The sequence below is a fragment of the Pseudomonas linyingensis genome (genome assembly GCF_900109175.1).
In the GTDB taxonomy this organism is placed as follows: domain Bacteria; phylum Pseudomonadota; class Gammaproteobacteria; order Pseudomonadales; family Pseudomonadaceae; genus Geopseudomonas; species Geopseudomonas linyingensis.
Window position 1 is genome coordinate 85,220 of the sequence record NZ_FNZE01000007.1, and the last position, 13,758, is coordinate 98,977.

17 protein-coding genes and 1 tRNA gene are annotated in these 13,758 nt (G+C 60.1%); 9 read left to right on the forward strand and 9 right to left on the reverse strand.

Annotation, left to right across the window (positions count from 1 at the left end):
- The first annotated feature begins 44 nt into the window (after positions 1-44).
- On the forward strand, positions 45-992 hold the full coding sequence (gene ispH, locus BMZ19_RS10395; RefSeq protein ID WP_090310575.1) for a 4-hydroxy-3-methylbut-2-enyl diphosphate reductase: 948 nt from the start codon (positions 45-47) through the stop codon (positions 990-992).
- Between the two features lie 24 nt (positions 993-1,016).
- Here ispH and BMZ19_RS10400 read toward each other — a convergent pair whose 3' ends face one another.
- From BMZ19_RS10400 to BMZ19_RS10410, 3 genes are all read right to left on the reverse strand, one after another.
- On the reverse strand, positions 1,017-1,301 hold the full coding sequence (locus BMZ19_RS10400; RefSeq protein WP_090310577.1) for a type II toxin-antitoxin system RelE family toxin: 285 nt from the start codon (positions 1,299-1,301) through the stop codon (positions 1,017-1,019).
- Entirely contained in the window at positions 1,291-1,530 is a 240-nt protein-coding gene (locus BMZ19_RS10405) for a type II toxin-antitoxin system RelB/DinJ family antitoxin (protein WP_090310579.1), read from the reverse strand. The genes BMZ19_RS10400 and BMZ19_RS10405 overlap by 11 nt, the downstream gene beginning before the upstream one ends.
- 103 nt (positions 1,531-1,633) lie before the next feature.
- Positions 1,634-2,149 carry a GspH/FimT family pseudopilin gene (locus BMZ19_RS10410; RefSeq protein WP_090310581.1) on the reverse strand — a complete coding sequence of 172 codons (516 nt, stop codon included), beginning with the start codon at positions 2,147-2,149 and terminating at the stop codon, positions 1,634-1,636.
- A 194-nt stretch (positions 2,150-2,343) separates the two neighbouring features.
- Here BMZ19_RS10410 and BMZ19_RS22795 point away from each other — a divergent pair, with 194 nt between their 5' ends.
- The 8 genes from BMZ19_RS22795 (at position 2,344) to BMZ19_RS10450 (ending at position 10,438) form a co-directional block, all read left to right on the forward strand.
- Positions 2,344-2,910, forward strand: coding sequence for a type IV pilin protein (locus tag BMZ19_RS22795; RefSeq protein ID WP_280142153.1), 567 nt, complete (start codon positions 2,344-2,346; stop codon positions 2,908-2,910).
- An 8-nt stretch (positions 2,911-2,918) separates the two neighbouring features.
- A complete protein-coding gene (locus BMZ19_RS10420; RefSeq protein WP_139214656.1) occupies positions 2,919-3,425 on the forward strand; it encodes a GspH/FimT family pseudopilin in 507 nt (168 codons plus the stop codon).
- A complete protein-coding gene (pilV, locus tag BMZ19_RS10425; RefSeq protein WP_090310587.1) occupies positions 3,419-3,994 on the forward strand; it encodes a type IV pilus modification protein PilV in 576 nt (191 codons plus the stop codon). Before BMZ19_RS10420 ends, pilV begins: the two co-directional genes overlap by 7 nt.
- 3 nt (positions 3,995-3,997) lie before the next feature.
- Positions 3,998-5,014 (forward strand): PilW family protein, encoded by a 1,017-nt coding sequence (locus tag BMZ19_RS10430; protein WP_090310589.1) that lies wholly within the window; start codon positions 3,998-4,000, stop codon positions 5,012-5,014.
- Positions 5,015-5,021: 7 nt separating this feature from the next.
- Positions 5,022-5,558 (forward strand): pilus assembly PilX family protein, encoded by a 537-nt coding sequence (locus BMZ19_RS10435; protein ID WP_090310591.1) that lies wholly within the window; start codon positions 5,022-5,024, stop codon positions 5,556-5,558.
- A 58-nt stretch (positions 5,559-5,616) separates the two neighbouring features.
- Positions 5,617-9,090 carry a pilus assembly protein gene (locus BMZ19_RS10440; protein ID WP_170847739.1) on the forward strand — a complete coding sequence of 1,158 codons (3,474 nt, stop codon included), beginning with the start codon at positions 5,617-5,619 and terminating at the stop codon, positions 9,088-9,090.
- Between the two features lie 149 nt (positions 9,091-9,239).
- The gene (gene thiO / locus BMZ19_RS10445; protein WP_244517161.1) at positions 9,240-10,340 is read left to right on the forward strand and encodes a glycine oxidase ThiO; all 1,101 of its coding nucleotides are present in this window, start codon (positions 9,240-9,242) and stop codon (positions 10,338-10,340) included.
- Between the two features lie 22 nt (positions 10,341-10,362).
- A tRNA-Thr gene (locus tag BMZ19_RS10450) sits at positions 10,363-10,438 on the forward strand.
- A gap of 321 nt (positions 10,439-10,759) precedes the next feature.
- On the opposite strand, the gene BMZ19_RS10455 is transcribed toward BMZ19_RS10450, so the two are convergent.
- From BMZ19_RS10455 to BMZ19_RS22640, 6 genes are all read right to left on the reverse strand, one after another.
- A complete protein-coding gene (locus BMZ19_RS10455; protein ID WP_090310597.1) occupies positions 10,760-10,960 on the reverse strand; it encodes a hypothetical protein in 201 nt (66 codons plus the stop codon).
- A 435-nt stretch (positions 10,961-11,395) separates the two neighbouring features.
- Complete coding sequence (locus tag BMZ19_RS10460; protein ID WP_090310814.1) at positions 11,396-11,701, reverse strand: zinc ribbon domain-containing protein; 306 nt, start codon at positions 11,699-11,701, stop codon at positions 11,396-11,398.
- Positions 11,702-11,747: 46 nt separating this feature from the next.
- Positions 11,748-11,903, reverse strand: a complete 156-nt coding sequence (locus BMZ19_RS22375) for a hypothetical protein (protein ID WP_170847740.1) — start codon at positions 11,901-11,903, stop codon at positions 11,748-11,750.
- A gap of 45 nt (positions 11,904-11,948) precedes the next feature.
- Entirely contained in the window at positions 11,949-12,338 is a 390-nt protein-coding gene (locus BMZ19_RS10465) for a superinfection immunity protein (protein ID WP_244517162.1), read from the reverse strand.
- Between the two features lie 381 nt (positions 12,339-12,719).
- A complete protein-coding gene (locus BMZ19_RS22635; protein ID WP_244517163.1) occupies positions 12,720-13,319 on the reverse strand; it encodes a hypothetical protein in 600 nt (199 codons plus the stop codon).
- On the reverse strand, positions 13,316-13,756 hold the full coding sequence (locus BMZ19_RS22640; protein WP_244517164.1) for a hypothetical protein: 441 nt from the start codon (positions 13,754-13,756) through the stop codon (positions 13,316-13,318). The genes BMZ19_RS22635 and BMZ19_RS22640 overlap by 4 nt, the downstream gene beginning before the upstream one ends.
- Between the last annotated feature and the right edge of the window lie 2 nt (positions 13,757-13,758).

Below are 13,758 nucleotides of genomic sequence, written 5' to 3' on the forward strand. Positions count from 1 at the left end.
GCTGGCGGTGGCCCCCTCCGAATCCCCGCGTGCCGAGACTTCCCATGCAAATCACCCTCGCCAACCCCCGCGGCTTCTGCGCCGGCGTCGACCGCGCGATCGAGATCGTCAACCGCGCCCTGGAAGTGTTCGGCCCGCCGATCTACGTGCGCCATGAAGTGGTCCACAACAAGTTCGTGGTCGAGGATCTGCGCGCCCGTGGCGCCATCTTCGTCGAGGAGCTGGACCAGGTTCCGGACGACGTGATCGTCATCTTCAGCGCCCACGGTGTCTCCCAGGCGGTGCGCGACGAGGCCGCGCGCCGTGGCCTCAAGGTGTTCGACGCCACCTGCCCGCTGGTCACCAAGGTGCACCTGGAAGTGGCCCGCTACAGTCGCGACGGCGAGGAGTGCATCCTCATCGGCCACGCCGGTCACCCGGAAGTGGAGGGCACCATGGGCCAGTACGACACCCGCAACGGCGGCGCCATCTACCTGGTCGAGGACGAGGCGGATGTGGCCAAACTCGAGGTGCGCAATCCCGCAGCGCTGGCCTACGTCACCCAGACCACCCTGTCGATGGACGACACCGCCAAGGTGATCGACGCCCTGCGCGCCAAGTTCCCCGCCATCCAGGGCCCGCGCAAGAACGACATCTGCTACGCCACCCAGAACCGCCAGGACGCGGTCAAGCAACTGTCCGCAGGCTGCGACCTGCTGCTGGTGGTCGGCAGCCCCAACAGCTCCAACTCCAACCGCCTGCGCGAACTGGCCGAGCGCATGGGCACCCCGGCCTATCTGATCGACGGCGCCGAGGACCTCCAGCGCGACTGGTTCGCCGGCAAGCAGAAGATCGGCATCACCGCCGGCGCCTCCGCCCCGGAAGTGCTGGTCCAGGACGTGATCGAACGCTTGCGCGAGTGGGGCGCGGGTGCGGTGGTCGAGCTGGATGGGCGCTCGGAGAACGTCACCTTCTCGATGCCCAAGGAATTGCGGGTGGTGCAGGAGGATTGATTCGACGGGGAGGGGCGCAGGCCGTCAAAGACGGTCATGCGCTTTCAGGTACGCCTCTTCCCGCTCACGCTTGCCGACAGCCACGACAAACACCACCACCTCATGGTCCAGCACCTGATAGACCAGGCGATAACCTGAGCTGCGCAGTTTGAGCTTGTAGCAGTCCGGCAGGTCTCGCAGCCTGTTGGCCTCTATGCGTGGGTTTTCGAGGATATCTGCCAGCTTTTTCTTGAACTGCTGTCGGATAGTGTCGCCCAGCTTTTGCCACTCCTTCAGGGCGCGACGATCAAATTCGAGGCTATAGGTCATCCAGAGAGACCTTCACCCGCTGTGGAGAGGCCAGACGCTCTTTGGCCAAGTTGATGAGTGCTTCGTCTTCGTCGGTCAACAGCACCGGCTTGAAGGGCAGTTTGCCTCTCTCGGCCACATACTGCAGCGTTTGCCTGAGCAGCTCGGATGGCGTGACCCCGAGCTTCTCCAGTTGTGCAAACGAACGGGCCTTGAGTTCGTCGTCGATGCGGATATTGATTGAAGCCATCTCGGCGCTCCATTTGTAATGGCGAACGTCATTACGCTAAGCCCTTTGCCTTTCCCTTGCAACCGCCATCGATCCGAAGATGCGCGCAAGGTTAGTGCGGCATTCAGCAACTGCCCGCCGCTTCTTTGACCGTACGCAGGCGTCCGGTCGCACTGAGCACCAGCTTACGGATGGGCTGCTCCCCGTCCGCGTGACACAAGGTGATGGTGCCGGCTTGGAAGGCGCCGTTCTGCATCTTCGCCAGCCCGCTGGGCGTATAGCGCACGTAGCGGCTCACCGGCGTATTGCCGCTGATGCGCACGCCTGCCGTGCTGGCATCCCCCGTGCGCAACACCAGCTCCCCTTCGTCGAGGGCGCCATTGGCGTTCTGGTCGACGAAGATCCGCCAGCCGCTGGCCCACTCGCCATCTCCGTTGTCGATCAGCACCGGCCGCTGCCGGGTGATCGCCTCATGGCGCGCGGTGGTGAAGGCCAGCGCCAGGTCGATGCTGGCGCTGCGCAGCTGCTGGGCGTGGATCATCTGGGTGAAACCGGGAGTGGCGATGCTGGCCAGAATGGCCAACAACGCCAGCACCACCATGGCTTCGATAAGTGTGAAGCCGCGACCTTGCTTGAGCATGACCTGGCATCCTTGCCTGGCTGGGAGGAGACTCCTGCGTCCTGCGGGAGGTGCGTGGCATGTTAGCCAAGCGGGCCTGTCAGCGCTCGTAACCCCGAGCCAGCCGTGGCGAAAATTTGCACTGCTTCACAGTGACTTGCCAGCCAAGAGGGCAAATCAACCGACCGTCGACTGCGGGCTCTCGTTAATTTCGATTGAGTGCAATCATCCGCCGCAGAAGCTCGATCGGTGCGGATGTCACTGATCAACGAGAGCTTGGCAAGCAGTCGACGATAATGCCGGTTCGATCAAGCTCCGCAAACGCAACAGATGGCAGACTCACCCCAATGAATACCCGGATCGCAACAGGTGGCGAAGTGGAACGGAAAAGACAACGTGGATTCACCCTCATCGAACTGATGATCACCGTGGCGATCATCGGCATCTTGGCCGCCATCGCCTATCCGAGTTATCAGCAGCATATCGTCAAGACCAACCGCACGGACGCCCAAGCGTTTCTCATGACTGTGGCGCAAAAGCAGCAGCAGCGTCTGATGGTGACTCGCAGCTACGCGGGGGGGGATGATGCCCTGAGCGCCTTGCAGCTTAGCGTTCCGGCTAATGTTGCGCGCTCCTACGATGTGACGGTAACCAGTGCGGGCGGCCCGCCGCCGACCTTTACTGCCACGGCAACCCCCAAGAGCGGAACCTCCCAGACCAGTGATGGAAACCTTTCCATCGATCAGGCGGAAAACAAACTCTGGAAAGGGAATGCTTGGTAGTGAACTCGATGGATAGCTATCCGAGCGGAAAAGGCATGCCGTACGTGGGGCGTACCTCCATGGCTGGTTTCACACTCCTGGAGCTGCTGATCACTATCGCGGTGGTCAGCATCATGATCGGCATTGCAGTGCCGTCATTCCGCGACATGGTGGCGAACCAGAGTGTGCGAGCTGCTGCGGAAACTCTGCACTCCAGCATCGTTCAGGCGCGAGCCGAGGCGGTGAAGCGCAATACCAATGTGACCTTGCGGCCGGCTACGGGAGAAACCTGGAGCAACGGCTGGCTGATTGTCACTGCTGCAGCGCCTGCGGACAGCGCAGCAGTGCATCGCGAGCGTCTTGCTGCTGGAGCCACCGTCTCTGCCGGCTCGACAGCCTCCCTCGTTTTCCGACCTTCCGGGCGGATTTCCGGCAGTGCGAGCTTCGAGCTGACCGCTGCGACCGACAGCAGCAGGAAGCGCTGTGTGACGGTCAGCCTGGATGGGCGGGCAAACACCAAGGTGGGGGGATGCTGATTATGACGAATAGAAGCAGGCAGTGTGGCTTCAGCCTGATTGAAGTGCTGGTCACGCTTTTCATCCTGTCCGTAGGGTTGCTCGGCCTGGCTGGACTGCAGAGTCGGATTCTGGTTACCGAATTCGAAACTTACCAGCGTGCCCAGGCCATGCTGCTGGCACAAAACATGGCTAACCGCATCAAGGCCAATCCGGCAGCAGGTCGGGCTTCCAACTACAGCGGCGACGCAGTGTATGGAGTGGGCAATACCCTGGGAGCTTCTGGGTGCAGTACTACTGCGCAGCGACATACCCAGGACCTCTGCAACTGGAATCTGGCCTTACAGGGAGCAGCAGTCCAGTCCAGCGATGATGTTGCTATCGGCGGAGTCATGGGCGCGCGTGGGTGTATCGAGAGACTGACTGGTACGGCTACCACAGCAGTCGTGCTGCGAGTCACGGTCGCCTGGCAGGGGATGGCGCCTCTCGCGGTGCCCTCGCTGGCCTGCGGTCAAGGTCTGTACGGCACAGATGACAGCTTGCGTCGGACAGTGTCGATGCTGGTGAGTCTGGCGTATCTGGGAGGTTGAGGAATGTATTCAGCTGAAAAATCCAAGTCGCCATATGTGAGTTATCGCAATAGACAGCGAGGCTTTACCCTGGTGGAGTTTATGGTGGCCATGGCCCTCGGTCTGGTCATCATGCTGGCGGTATCCGAGATCTTCGTGAACAACAGCCAGGCGCGCTCGGAGATTGAGCGAGTCAGTCGGCAGGTCGAGAATGGACGTTTTGCTCTGCAGTTGCTGTCAGATGAAATTGCCAATGCGGGCTTCTTTGGCGAGAGTGGTGTGCCGTCGTTGCCGGCCGCCGCGCCAGCGGTATGCTTGCGTGCCGAGTCGGATGTGCTTGGCTCAATAGCCCTCCCGATTGTTGGTGGAGACAATATTGCTGCCACGGCTGCCCCCGTTTGCCTACCAAGCTACAAAGGAAGGAATGACTATATTGCTATCCGGCGGTCATCTACCTGCGCTGTAGGTACGCCAGGTTGCGATGATTTTCGCAGCAATCACTTTCATATGCAGGTTGCCGCATGCCGGGATGCTACGGGAAGCATAACATCCCATGCGGTAGGTGATATCGTGCTTGCCAGAGCCTCGACGGACATGACTGCGCTGTCCAGAACCTGCGCCTCAATAAAGGCGCCAATCTATCGCTATCTGAGTCGTGTTTATTATGTTCGTAATGATGATGTTCTAGTTCGTTCGGAGTTGCAAGATCCAGCGGTAAGTCCACGATATCAGAAAACGCCTATGGTTGAAGGGATCGAGCGTCTCCACTTTGAGTATGGGTTGGATAACACTGGTGATGGTGTCGCGGATGAGTATGTAGGCAGTGTTGCGGCGACTGACCCTGAGTGGGAAAGTTGGAGTGACGTAGTTGTTGTGCGTATTAGTTTGCTGGCTCGTGCTCTCGAAGTGACGCCGGGGTATGTAGATGAAAATACCTACACGTTTCCGGGAGGCGTCACATATACACCAAATGATGGTTTCAAGCGGCAGCTTTATTCGGCAGTTGTTAGGGTGAATAGTGTATCTGGTCGGCGGGAGTGACTTGAGAATGACTGGATTTAATTATGCCCGTCAGCAAAATGGCGCGGTTCTTGTCGTGGCGTTGATCATGCTGTTGCTGGTGACCCTGATGGCTGTCAGTGGCTACAAGATCAGCCAGGGAAACCAGATGGTGATCGGCAATATGGAACACCGGGATCAGGTGATTTCGGCAGCAACGGACGGGCTAGAGGAGCTGTTGAGTTCGACGCTGTTCGTCACCAATCCGGGCAGTATGGTGCTTTCGCCCTGCGGTGCAGCCAATCGGCGCTGCTATGACATCAATGGCGATGGCGTCAATGATATCGAAGTCAGCTTTGCCCCGCCCATCTGTCAGACGGTCAAGCCGCTGCGTACCAGTGAGCTGGATCTGCCGGAGCAGGTGTCCTGCGTGATTCAGGATAGCGAATATTCGATGTGTGCAGAGTCTGTCTGGGAATTGCGTGCTACGGCGGTGGACAACCTTACTGGCGCTAGGGCTGAAGTCCGCCAGGGTGTGGCGCTGATGGTGCTTCTCAATGATGTTGATACAGCCTGCCCTAACTGACTAAGGCAGGAAAGGAGAAAGAATGATGGCGAGTATTGGACGACGGCTGAGATCCTGCATGGGCTTTCTGCTACTCCTGGCCCTGCCCGGAGTGGGCCAGGCAGAGGATATCGATATCTTTGTCGGCGGGCAGACGGATTCCTCCTTGCCGAATGTCATCTTCGTGCTGGACAACACCTCTAACTGGGCGCGGCAGAGTCAGCAGTGGCCTGGGGGTATTCAGCAGGGACAGGCCGAGGTGCGGGCCATTCGTGATGCATTGAGTGGGCTGACCGAAAAGGTCAATGTCGGGATTGTGGAGTTCACGACTCAGGGGACTGCCAATCAGGATGGTGGCTACGTTCGTTTCGATCTGCAGAAGTTGACGACAACCAGCCAAGCCACGTTGAATTCGCGCCTCGATGCAATCTATGCCGACATCAATGGGCCGACTGAAAAACGGAACTCGGGTACTCCATACGGAAACCTGATGCGTGATGTCTATAATTATCTTGGAGGGTTGGCGGTAACGCATGATGGGGTCGGTACGGCAACTACTCTGGCAGATTCTGGCGCTTATGAGATAATGCCGTCAAAATTTAGCTCTCCGCTGAGTCAGGATAATCTCTGTAGTCCAACCTATCTGATTTTTATCGGCAACCCGAACTCTAATGGACCAAGCACCGATAGCTCGGCAAACAGTACGGCCTTGCGTGAACTCTATGCTGCAGTAAATTCTACTCCGGATCGACTGGCTGGTGATGGCTCTGGTGTGCCGCTGCCGCTGCCGGAGATTAACTCATATGAAGTCACTGATGATGTGGCTAGTTTGGGGTTTACGGAAAAGACTGGGGGTCAGTGTTACAGTGTTGGGAAAAATAGCACTGGTTTGAGTGATTGCAATGCTGATGTTTCCGCTGTGGGGGGTATGTGTTGGGATGCAGCGGGAAATGAGTTGCTCTCCAATTGCGCCTGCAATGCAGATAATACCTCCAGTGCAGGCTGTAATGGACAAACGGTGAACTTCGAGGTTCGTCAGGCGAAGATCACTACGATAAATGAGCCGACAGGCCAGCAAGATACCGTTTCCGGCGGGGATTGGAACCTGGATGACTGGTCGAAATTTCTCTTCAATCATGGTGTGCCCGTTACACTGACCTATACCGTCGTAGACACAGAGGTAGTGGATGGGGAAATGGTCGAGACTGAGCGCTCAGTCACCGACAGCACCCGCCACTCGGTGATCACCTACGCCATCGACGTCTACAACAAGCAGCCCAATGCCGACCACACGGCGCTGCTCTACAGCGCCTCCCAAGAGGTCGGTGGTGGTCGTTATTTCGCCGCGACCAGCGCTGACGAGATCAAGGCGGCCATCGAGTCGGTACTGTCCGATATTCTCTCGATCAGCACCACTTACGCGGCAGTGACACTGCCCCTGAGTGCCACCAACCGTGCGCAGAACGAGAACCAGGTGTTTATCGGCATGTTCCGGCCTGACCAGAAGGCCAGGCCGCGGTGGTTCGGTAACCTCAAGCGCTATCAGGTGGGCATGTTCGCGAACAATCTTATCGAGCTCGCTGATGCCAATGGAAACCAGGCTGTCAACCCGCAGACCGGTTTTGCCGCCGAGTGTGCGGAGAGCTTCTGGACGGTCCATTCGGACGCCTACTGGGAAGGGTTGGGGATTACGCCAGCACCGCGTAGTCAGTGCCTTTCCTCGCTCAACAGTGTCTGGTCGGATCTTCCCGACGGTCCATTCGTGGAGAAGGGCGGCGTTGCTCAGGAGATTCGCAGGCGTACCTCTGATCGTCTCATCAAGACAGTCAGCGGCACTAGCTTGGTCAACCTGACCAGTGCTGCTATTGGTGGCGACACTTATTACAACTACTTTATTGGTTCCCAAGGTGGCCTGACTGATACCGGCACAACAGAGGTGCTGGGCAGTGATGGCAAGCGCCCCAGCATCCACGGCGATGTAATCCATTCCCGGCCATTGCCGGTCAACTATGGCGGCACGATCGGCACCGTTGTCTACTACGGGGCTAACGACGGGCTGTTCCGCGCCGTTAAGTCGAGCAATGGCGAGGAGTTGTGGGCCCTGCTGGCGCCCGAGCATCTCAGCCAAAGCGACGAGGAGGGCGTCGAGTACGACACGATAAAACGTTTGCATGACAACTCGCCCAAGGTGTCCTTCCCAGGCAAGGAATATGCAGAGGATGATGCCGAGCCATTACCCAAGGACTATTTCTTCGATGGTCCGGTGGGGCAGTACGTGACTTACAACAACACCAGCAATCAGGTCGATCTGGCCTACATCTACCCGACCATGCGTCGCGGTGGACGTATGCTTTATGCTCTGAATGTGACCACTCCGGACTCGCCATCCCTGTTGTGGCGCAAGGGTTGTCCAAGCCTGGATAACGATACTGACTGTGATGCCGGTTTTGCGGGCATCGGACAGATCTGGTCGACCCCGCGTACTGGGAAGCTCGCAGGCTATGCAGGCGACCCGGTGATCATCTTCGGTGGTGGCTACGACACCTGTGAGGATACGGATCACGTCAACACCACCTGCAGTGCTAAGGGCGACGCCTACAAGGGCCGTGGCATCTATGTGCTGAATGCCCGTACCGGTGCCTTGATCGAGAGTTTTGCAACCGACAACGCCGTGGTTTCCGATGTGAATACGGTGGACGTCGACTTCGATGGCAAGATCGACTATGCCTATGCGGCGGATACGGGGGGGAATATCTGGCGAGTGAGCTTCCCTGCGCCCGTGGTGCCTGAAAGTGGTACTCCGGAAGACAATGTGGATGACTGGAGCATCGCCAAGATCGCCTTTACCAGTGGGGATGGCCGAAGGTTCATGAATACGCCGACTCTTCTCGCCCTGACGGATAGTGGTAACGATTACGTCTACTTGGCACTGGGCTCTGGTAACCGCGAGCGTCCGCTGGAAAGCAACTATCCCTATACGACCAATGCTCCAAATGGTGTGGACGATCGCTTCTATGTGCTGCGTGACCAGCCGGGGGCGGCGGCTGCCGCGGTTGATCTGGACGATACAGAGGGGAGCGATGGTTTCATGATCGATGCGACCACCGAACCGGCCTGCGATGCCACTGGTATCTATCCGGGAGGCGCCAAGAAGGGCTGGTTCATGAGCATGCCGGGCCGTGGCGAACAGATCGTCAACCCTGGAGCTATTGCTGGTGGTGACGTGCTGTTCAACTCCTATCGCCCGGGCGGTACCCAAGTGGGTATGTGCAGTCGCCCGCTCGGTGTCGCGACCGCATACCAGATGAGCCTGTTCAACGGTTCGGCCTGTGGCAGGCAGCGCTCTGAGGAAATTGCCGGCGGCGGCATGCCGATTGCGCCGACGATCAGTACGGTCAACATTAAGGTCGACCCTGACTGCCAGGGCACGGCTTGTGAAACCGTGACTGAAACGATCTGCATTGGTTGCAAGGGCCTGAAGCCCACGCCGATCGTGCCGACCATCAACGACTCTCGCAAGCGGGTCTACTGGAGCAGCGATATAGATCGCTAATGCTATATCTGCGATGAAATGAAACATGGCCAGCCCATCCCGGCTGGCTATGTTGTTTCTGCGCTTGACGTGTGCCAACTGCAGGCGCGTAGACTTCGTTCTCCGTCGAGGCGCGCATGTGCGCGTATGCAGGTATTGAAAGGTTACCTATGAACATCCTCATCATCGGCGCCGGGGCCATCGGCCTGCAGTCGGCGCGCTTGCTGGCGCAGGCCGGCTGCTCCGTCACCCTGCTCGATCAATCCGCGGTCGGTAGCGAAGCTTCCTGGGCCGGCGGCGGGATCGTTTCGCCGCTGTATCCGTGGCGCTACAGCCCGGCGGTGACGGCGCTGGCGCACTGGTCGCAGGATTTCTATCCGCGCCTCGGCCAACGGCTGATCGAGGAGGGCGGGGTCGATCCCGAGGTGCACGTCACCGGGCTGTACTGGCTGGATCTGGAGGACGAGGCCGAGGCGCTAGCCTGGGCGGCGCGCGAGGGCCGGCCGCTGCGGCAGGTGGCAATGGACGAGGTGGAGGCGGCGGTGCCGGTGCTGCGTCACGGCTACCACCATGCGATCCACATGGCCGGGGTGGCCAACGTGCGCAACCCGCGACTGCTCAAGTCGCTGCGCGCGGCGCTGGAGCAGTTGCCGAATGTCGAGATCCGCGAGCAATGCGCGGTCGAGGGCTTCCTGCGCGAGGACGGTCGGGTGGTCGGCGTGCAGACCGCGCAGGGCGAACTGCGCGCCGATGCCGTAGTGGTCGCGGCGGGGGCCTGGAGTGGCGAGCTGCTCAAGAGCCTCGGCCTCGAGCTGCCGGTGGAGCCGGTGAAGGGGCAGATGATCCTGTTCAAGTGTGCGGCGGACTTCCTGCCGAGCATGGTGATGGCCAACGGTCGCTACGCGATCCCACGCCGCGACGGCCATATCCTGGTCGGCAGCACACTGGAGTACGAAGGCTTCGACAAGACGCCGACCGAAGCGGCGCTGGAGAGCCTGCGTGCCTCGGCCATCGAGCTGCTGCCGGCGTTGGCCGATGCCGAGGTGGTCAAGCACTGGGCCGGCCTGCGTCCCGGCTCGCCGGACGGTATCCCGTTCATTGGCCCGGTGCCGGAGCATGACGGGCTGTGGCTGAACTGCGGGCACTTCCGCAACGGTCTGGTGCTGGCGCCGGCGTCCTGCCAGCTGCTCACCAACCTGCTGCTGGGCCAGGCACCGATTGTCGATCCTGCGCCCTACGCGCCCGCCTTGCGTCTGCGCCGGGCTCAGTGATAGCCTTCGCGCCACGTTTCAAGCCGGTGTAGCTCAGTCGGTAGAGCAGCGCACTCGTAACGCGAAGGTCGGGGGTTCGATTCCTCTCACCGGCACCAGTAAAATCAAGGCTCGCAGCGATGCGGGCCTTTTTCATTTTCGGGGCGGGCTATCACCGGGCTATCACCAGAACGGAAACGGCACTTCCTCGACGCTCCCAGCGCCAGCACGAAAGCCGGCTCGACACGCCTTCATCCCTCACCGGGGAAGTGGGCAGCTCCTCGACGTCGATCTCGCCGGCAGTGCGCTTTCCGTGCGTACCGGCTTGCGTACCAGCGGCCTGCGTACCTGAGCCGGGGTCATCCACCATTGGTGGTGGATCAGCATCAGTCTGTTATTACGAAAATTTCGTAGTAGTCCGACCAGGCCGCGAACGGTGGTCACAGTTCCATCTGCGTTGCGATAACCAACGGATCGGTGCCGCGCCTCAGTGCTCGCTTGGCGTCTCGGATCATCGTGTCCAAGCATTGATCCTCGAAGCGTTCGGCCATCCTGTGCGCCTTCCTTGCGATCAGCAGGGCCAGCTCCTTTGGAAATTCCGGCTGCTTCTCGTACTCGCGCCCGTAGGTGTTGCCGCGCATGGCGTGCCCTCGCTGGTGGTCTGGTCGGCGTAGTGTGCCAGCCAGTCGGCTTGATATTCGGTGATTGTTTTTCAACGTCCGCCCAGGTAGTCGCCGGCAGCGAACCCGGAATGCGAATTTTGGGGAAGCGGGAAAATGGCTCACCCTCCCGTTGGGAGGCCGCCAGAGCTGGAGTTTCCGGCTACCCCCTCCCGTTAAGGGTTAACGTCTCCCGTTAACCGGGCAAATTCTGCGCGTGCGGTTGGACGCGGTTTCCTGCGGGCAACACTTCCAGACTTTCGCCTTACCCCTCCCCCAAGCGCCCCCAGGCTGGCCAGCAGCAGCGCGAACGGGATCAGGCCATGCCATCGCCAGCGGATCAGTCGGCGCGCTTCCTGCGGCCTCTCCGGGCATAAAAAAGCCCGCACTTGGCGGGCTTGTGGATTGCTGCGCTGGTCAGTCGGTAACGGGCTCTAGCTCCGACTGGCAGTGCTTGCACTTCTTGGCTTCGCGACGGACAACCTCCGCGCAGGCCGGGCATTTGCGGTAGAACTTGGAGATTCCGTGCTTGCTGGCGATCGCCTGGCTGGTCCGGTCAACATCGTCGGCCGTCTCCACCCGGTTCATCACCAGCACGGCGATCAGCGCCAGGAACGAGAACAGGAAGCCGAGCGCGAACCACGCCATGAAGCTGCGACCGCGACTTTGCGCCGCCAGGCCGGTAACGATGGCGACAGCCACCCAGAACAAGAACAGGGTCACGGGCATCCCTCCCAGATGAATTCTTTGGAATGTACCATGCGACGCCCTACTTCGCCCGCTCGCGCATCTTGCCGGTCTCGTCGACGTATACGCCGGCGGCCTTGGCGGCCTCGGTCAGGCTGCTTTCGAGATTGCGCGCCGCATCACTGGTGTCGACCTTGTGGCCAGGCTGGCAATGTCCACCATGCTTTTCTCCGGGCATGAAAAAGCCCGGCACTTGGCCGGGCTCGATATTCGTTTTCGTGCGCTATGCGGCGGCTACTTCACTGCCGCAATGCTTGCACTTCTTCGCGGCGAGCAGAATCTCCTCGGCGCAGTATGGGCAAGTTTTGGTCTGCCTTTGTGGCGTCACAACTGCCACCTCTACCGGCTCGCTCCTCTTCTGCGACCACACCAGCGAGACAACCCAGCCAATCAGCGTCCAGCCGAGGAAAGTGTTGATCAGAACGATTGGTGTCAGGTTCACATGATCTTGGCGCCACGCCTCATATGAAGGCAGGAAATAGAGAGCCGGGGCCAGCAAAAAGAAGCTGCCGGCCACGGTCTTGCCAAATGCGTTCAGCTCGCCTGGCTCTGTGCCCATGCCGTAGCTGTACGCAGTCAGCAGCAACAAAACGATAAGTCGGACAGCAAACATGGGCATCCCTCCCAGATGATGTACTGGGACTGTACCAGATCGCCCGATTACTTAGAGCGCTCGCGCATCACTTCCAGCGCGGCGACTCCATGATCCTCAGCGCCTCGAACACGTCGGGCCGAACTGGCTGAATTGCCATTGGGTCCGCATCGGTTTTGGGAGGATCCGCTACGGGGCAACGATCAGCTCGACCGGCTCCCGGTGATGATCTCGACGGCCAGCTCGACGCCGGCCTCGACGTGGATGTGATGCGCCATCCTTGGCGGTGGGAATCAGTCCGTTAGTTCTCGACGGGCCTTATCCTGCTCTCGCATCAGCAAAGCCACTTGGCGCAGCAATGGCCGAAGCCCTCCCTTCCAGGCATTGCGCGATGCGACGGCCTTACCCTCGACGCTTCGCGGCCCGGTGCTTTCCTCCCACGGTCGCCATCGCCGGATCAGCTCCGCCTGCCGTGCCCGCCTCTCGGGTGTCCAGCCGTTCGCCATGCTCCGCCTCCAATAGTTCGTTCTGCGGCTTTTCCGTTTTCCGCGTGCGCGCGGGTGCGTTGCCGTTGTTGACCTGTACCTGATTGCCGATGTTCGCCTGCTTCACGAAAGCGACCTGCTTCGGTGTCTTCAGCTCGACCAGGGTCTGCAAGGTCGCACGACTCTGGTTCTGCGCCTTGAGCGCCAGCCGCAGTAGGCCATCCATCGTGTCTAGGTGCTTGGCTGCCATGCCGCGACTGGCGAGCTGGCCGAAAAGAACGTCCAGGGTGTGCGCCTGTGCTACTAGCATGTTTTCCGCTCGGGTCATGTCGCCGCTGTTGATTGCAGCCGTCTGCCGCTTGAGTTCACGGGCGACCTCGGTAATCGGAGCCTTGCCGAGCATGTTGCTGCTGGTAATCACTGCGGCGCTCAGGTTCTCCGGAACCAGACAGGCGCGGGCCAATGCCTGCCCCTCGGTTTCATCCTTGGCTAACTTCACTTCCAAGGCATCGCTCATTCGCTGGCCTCCATTTGTGTGGCGATATACCGCTGGCGCAGATCAGCCCCAGAAGCGCAATAGCGGCCCGTGGCGGCATGGCAGGCGCGACAGGTCATCAGGTGGTTGGTGTATGCCGCATCGGCTTCTAGCCACGCTGGTGACGCCGTTGCAGCGGTGTGGATGATGCGCTGCGGCTTGCCTTCCTCCTCCTCGACGCGGATCTCGACCGGCTGCTCGATTCGCTGCGGACGGTCGATCCATGCGGGGCTACTGCGGATCGTGTCGGCGACCTGACTCGCATCAGTGCCGGCCAGCTCGACCAGGATCTCGGCTTTGTGGTCGCGCACGAACTGGCCGATGGCATCGGTGACAAGGTTCGCCGGGGTGACTCGCAGCTTGTCGCCGACAGCCTCGACCGACAGGCCGACCCGGCGCAGGTAGTCCAGGGCGGCCATGC

What these genes read in the sequence shown, in the direction of transcription:
- BMZ19_RS22375 (WP_170847740.1), bottom strand. Translation starts at nt 11,903, where the DNA reads ATGCCCGGAGAAAAGCATGGTGGACATTGCCAGCCTGGCCACAAGGTC.
- ispH (WP_090310575.1), top strand. Translation starts at nt 45, where the DNA reads ATGCAAATCACCCTCGCCAACCCCCGCGGCTTCTGCGCCGGCGTCGAC.
- BMZ19_RS10400 (WP_090310577.1), bottom strand. Translation starts at nt 1,301, where the DNA reads ATGACCTATAGCCTCGAATTTGATCGTCGCGCCCTGAAGGAGTGGCAA.
- BMZ19_RS10405 (WP_090310579.1), bottom strand. Translation starts at nt 1,530, where the DNA reads ATGGCTTCAATCAATATCCGCATCGACGACGAACTCAAGGCCCGTTCG.
- BMZ19_RS10420 (WP_139214656.1), top strand. Translation starts at nt 2,919, where the DNA reads ATGGATAGCTATCCGAGCGGAAAAGGCATGCCGTACGTGGGGCGTACC.
- BMZ19_RS10430 (WP_090310589.1), top strand. Translation starts at nt 3,998, where the DNA reads ATGTATTCAGCTGAAAAATCCAAGTCGCCATATGTGAGTTATCGCAAT.
- BMZ19_RS10440 (WP_170847739.1), top strand. Translation starts at nt 5,617, where the DNA reads ATGGGCTTTCTGCTACTCCTGGCCCTGCCCGGAGTGGGCCAGGCAGAG.
- BMZ19_RS10455 (WP_090310597.1), bottom strand. Translation starts at nt 10,960, where the DNA reads ATGCGCGGCAACACCTACGGGCGCGAGTACGAGAAGCAGCCGGAATTT.
- BMZ19_RS22635 (WP_244517163.1), bottom strand. Translation starts at nt 13,319, where the DNA reads ATGAGCGATGCCTTGGAAGTGAAGTTAGCCAAGGATGAAACCGAGGGG.
- pilV (WP_090310587.1), top strand. Translation starts at nt 3,419, where the DNA reads ATGCTGATTATGACGAATAGAAGCAGGCAGTGTGGCTTCAGCCTGATT.
- BMZ19_RS10435 (WP_090310591.1), top strand. Translation starts at nt 5,022, where the DNA reads ATGACTGGATTTAATTATGCCCGTCAGCAAAATGGCGCGGTTCTTGTC.
- BMZ19_RS22640 (WP_244517164.1), bottom strand. Translation starts at nt 13,756, where the DNA reads ATGGCCGCCCTGGACTACCTGCGCCGGGTCGGCCTGTCGGTCGAGGCT.
- BMZ19_RS10465 (WP_244517162.1), bottom strand. Translation starts at nt 12,338, where the DNA reads ATGTTTGCTGTCCGACTTATCGTTTTGTTGCTGCTGACTGCGTACAGC.
- thiO (WP_244517161.1), top strand. Translation starts at nt 9,240, where the DNA reads ATGAACATCCTCATCATCGGCGCCGGGGCCATCGGCCTGCAGTCGGCG.
- BMZ19_RS10410 (WP_090310581.1), bottom strand. Translation starts at nt 2,149, where the DNA reads ATGCTCAAGCAAGGTCGCGGCTTCACACTTATCGAAGCCATGGTGGTG.